The organism is Sphingopyxis sp., assembly GCF_050725655.1.
In the GTDB taxonomy this organism is placed as follows: domain Bacteria; phylum Pseudomonadota; class Alphaproteobacteria; order Sphingomonadales; family Sphingomonadaceae; genus Sphingopyxis.
In genome coordinates this window covers 1-2,994 of the sequence record NZ_JBOHHT010000048.1, presented here as the reverse complement: position 1 = coordinate 2,994, position 2,994 = coordinate 1, and the positions used below count along the sequence as shown (strand labels likewise).

Below are 2,994 nucleotides of genomic sequence, written 5' to 3'. Positions count from 1 at the left end.
GCCGCCGCCGGCGCTGGCGACCGCGATGCACTCGTTCTCGAAACCCTGCTCGCCTTCCGCCGCGCCGGCGCGTCGGGGGTGCTCAGCTATCACGCGCTCCATGCCGCACGGCTGCTTGGCGCCTGATAGCGTGATTGGGTCTGCCTCGCCGCGACGCTGGCTGTTTGTGTTGACGATTCTCGTCGGCAGCTTCCTGCTCTTTCTTGTCCAGCCGATGGTCGCACGCATGGTGCTGCCCAAATTGGGCGGTGCGCCCGCGGTGTGGAACAGCGCGATGCTTGTCTATCAAGCGCTGCTGCTCGGTGGTTATGCCTATGCGCATTGGCTCGGCCGCTTCACCGTGCGGCGTCAGGCGACGATCCACCTCGCGCTGTTTCTTGTCGCGGCGTTGTGGCTGCCGATCGGCATCGCACAGATCGCGGCACCCGGTCCGGGGCAGGAGGCGCTGTGGGTGCCCTTGCTTTTGCTCGCGTCGATCGGCCCCGTCTTCTTCGTCGTCTCGGCGCAGGCACCGTTGATGCAGCGCTGGTTCGCCGCCGATACGCGCGCGGGCGATCCTTATTATCTCTATGCCGCTTCGAACCTCGGCAGCTTTGCGGGCCTTATCAGCTATCCGGCGCTCGTCGAACCCGCCCTGCCGCTCGCGGCGCAGAGCTGGGGCTGGACTGCGGGCTATGCGCTGCTCGTGCTGCTCGTCGCCGGGGCGGCCGCGGCGCGCTGGCACGGCGGCGCCGAAGCCCATGCCGCCGTCACCGACGAACCGCGCCCGAGCCTGCGCCGCCAGCTCCACTGGCTGCTGATCGCCGCCGTCCCGTCGGGGCTGATGCTGTCGACGACGACGCACCTCACCACCGACATCGTCGCGATGCCCTTGCTTTGGGTGCTCCCGCTCGGCCTGTATCTGCTCAGCTTTGTGATCGCCTTCTCGACGATGGAGCGGCCGACGCAGATCGTCACGCTGATCGCGCCCGTCGTGCTGCTCGCGGTCGGCGGGCTCGGCCTGCTGAGTTCGGGCGGCGGGTCGATGATGGTCGCGCTCGCCAGCCTCGCGATGCTGTTCGTCGTCGCGACCGCGCTCCACGGCTATCTCTATCATCTCCGCCCCGCGCCGCAGCATCTGACGCTCTTCTACCTCATCATGTCGGCGGGCGGCGTGCTCGGCGGGCTGTTCGCGGCGCTGTTCGCGCCGCTGATCTTCGACTGGGTCTATGAGCATCCGATCCTGATCCTCGCCGCCGCGACGCTATTGCCGCTGCCGGCGCTGTTGCCGTGGGACAAATGGCTCGGGCTCGAGGCGAAGACCGCGCGCATCGTTGCGGCTGTGCTCGTCGCTGTCGCCGCCTTCGGCGCATGGCAGATGGTCGACGCGTGGACCGGCCGGCTCGACAGCGCGACAACGCCATGGGGCATCGCGATCTTCGTCATCGGCCTGCTCGTCATCGGCTGGCGCTGGGCCTATGTGCCGGTGCTCGCGTTGTTGATGATCGGGGTCGGCGGCTGGGACACGATCCAGGAAAGCTTCACTGGCGCGCGCGTTCGCAGCTATTTCGGCGTCTACACCGTCACCGACTATCCTGCGTCGAACCAGCGCCGCCTCGCGCACGGCACGACGCTCCACGGCCTCCAGCGCACCGACGCCGCGCACCGGCGCGATCCGACGACCTATTATGGTCATCAGTCGGGCGTCGGGCTGACGCTCGACAAGGCCGGGACGCTGGCCGGACCGAATGCGTCGGTCGGCATCGTCGGGCTGGGGGCGGGGACGCTCGCCTGTTACCGCAAGCCCGGACAGCACTGGACGATCTTCGAGATCGACCCGGTGATGGTCGACATCGCGCGCGATCCGGCCAAATTCACTTTCCTGTCCGATTGCGCGGGCGACACGCCGATCGTCATCGGCGATGCGCGGCTCCAGCTCGCCAACCAGCCCGCGGGGCGCTTCGATATTATCGTCATCGACGCTTTCTCGTCCGATGCGATCCCGCTGCACCTGCTGACCGAAGAAGCGATCGGCATCTACGCCCGCGCGCTGAAACCCGACGGTATCCTGCTGGTCCACATCTCGAACCGCTTCTTCGATCTGGAGCCGGTGCTGGCGGCGGAGGCGAAGGCGCGCGGCTGGACGAGCGCGATCCGCATGGACCCGGGCCCGATCGGCGACGAATATGGCGACCTGACCGGGTCGAACTGGGTCGCGCTGACCGCGACGCCGCAGCGGATGCAGCAATTGACCGGCGGGATCAGGCCGCGCAAGGATTCGCGGGACCTCGACACCTGGGTGCCGCTCGGCGCGCGCCCGAATTTCGAGCGCTGGACCGACGATTATGCCTCGACGCTGCCGGTCCTGATCTGGAAGAATATCATCGGAGGCCGCGACGAATGACCGACATCAGCATCATCAGCGTCAATGGCAAGACGCCGCAAATCGACCCCAGCGCCTTCATCGCGCCCGGATGCCGGATCATCGGCGACGTGACGATCGGCCCCGACGTCAGCATCTGGTATAATTGCGTGCTGCGCGCCGACGTCAGCCGCATCGTCGTCGGCGCGCGATCGAACATCCAGGACGGCAGCGTCGTGCACTGCGACGGCCCGATGCCGCACCGGCCCGAGGGTTTTCCGACGATCATCGGCGAGGATGTGCTGATCGGCCATTTGGCGATGGTCCACGGCTGCACGCTGGCCGACCGGGCGTTCGTGGGCCTGAAGGCGACGGTGATGAACGGGTGCCGCATCGGCAGCGACGCGATGCTCGCGGCGGGCGCGCTGCTGACCGAGAACAAGGAAATCCCGACCCGCGAGCTATGGGCCGGATCGCCCGCGCGCCGCGTGCGCGAGATCGACGATGCGCAGGCGGCGGGCATGCAGCTGGGCGTCGCGCATTATGTGATGAACGGCCGCATGCACAAGGCGGCGATAGAGGGCTGAAGAATTGATCCTCCCTGTCGCGAAGCGATGGGGAGGGGGACCGTCCGCGAAGCGGATGGTGGAGGG

The 2,994-nt window shown here is 67.6% G+C and carries 2 protein-coding genes and 1 pseudogene; all 3 read left to right on the top strand.

Translation table 11 applies throughout. The features are described from left to right. Positions 1-126 (top strand): annotated as a pseudogene (locus ACREBX_RS06230) (porphobilinogen synthase); the annotation flags it as partial. Next, positions 101-2,383, top strand: coding sequence for a spermidine synthase (locus ACREBX_RS06225; protein ID WP_431560890.1), 2,283 nt, complete (start codon positions 101-103; stop codon positions 2,381-2,383). The pseudogene ACREBX_RS06230 and the gene ACREBX_RS06225, both read left to right, overlap by 26 nt. Continuing rightward, positions 2,380-2,928 carry a gamma carbonic anhydrase family protein gene (locus ACREBX_RS06220; protein ID WP_431560889.1) on the top strand — a complete coding sequence of 183 codons (549 nt, stop codon included), beginning with the start codon at positions 2,380-2,382 and terminating at the stop codon, positions 2,926-2,928. The genes ACREBX_RS06225 and ACREBX_RS06220 overlap by 4 nt, the downstream gene beginning before the upstream one ends. Positions 2,929-2,994 lie beyond the last annotated feature (66 nt).

Bases quoted from the DNA above. Each gene is read 5' to 3' on its own strand.
- ACREBX_RS06220 (WP_431560889.1), top strand. From the start codon at position 2,380: ATGACCGACATCAGCATCATCAGCGTCAATGGCAAGACGCCGCAAATC.
- ACREBX_RS06225 (WP_431560890.1), top strand. From the start codon at position 101: ATGCCGCACGGCTGCTTGGCGCCTGATAGCGTGATTGGGTCTGCCTCG.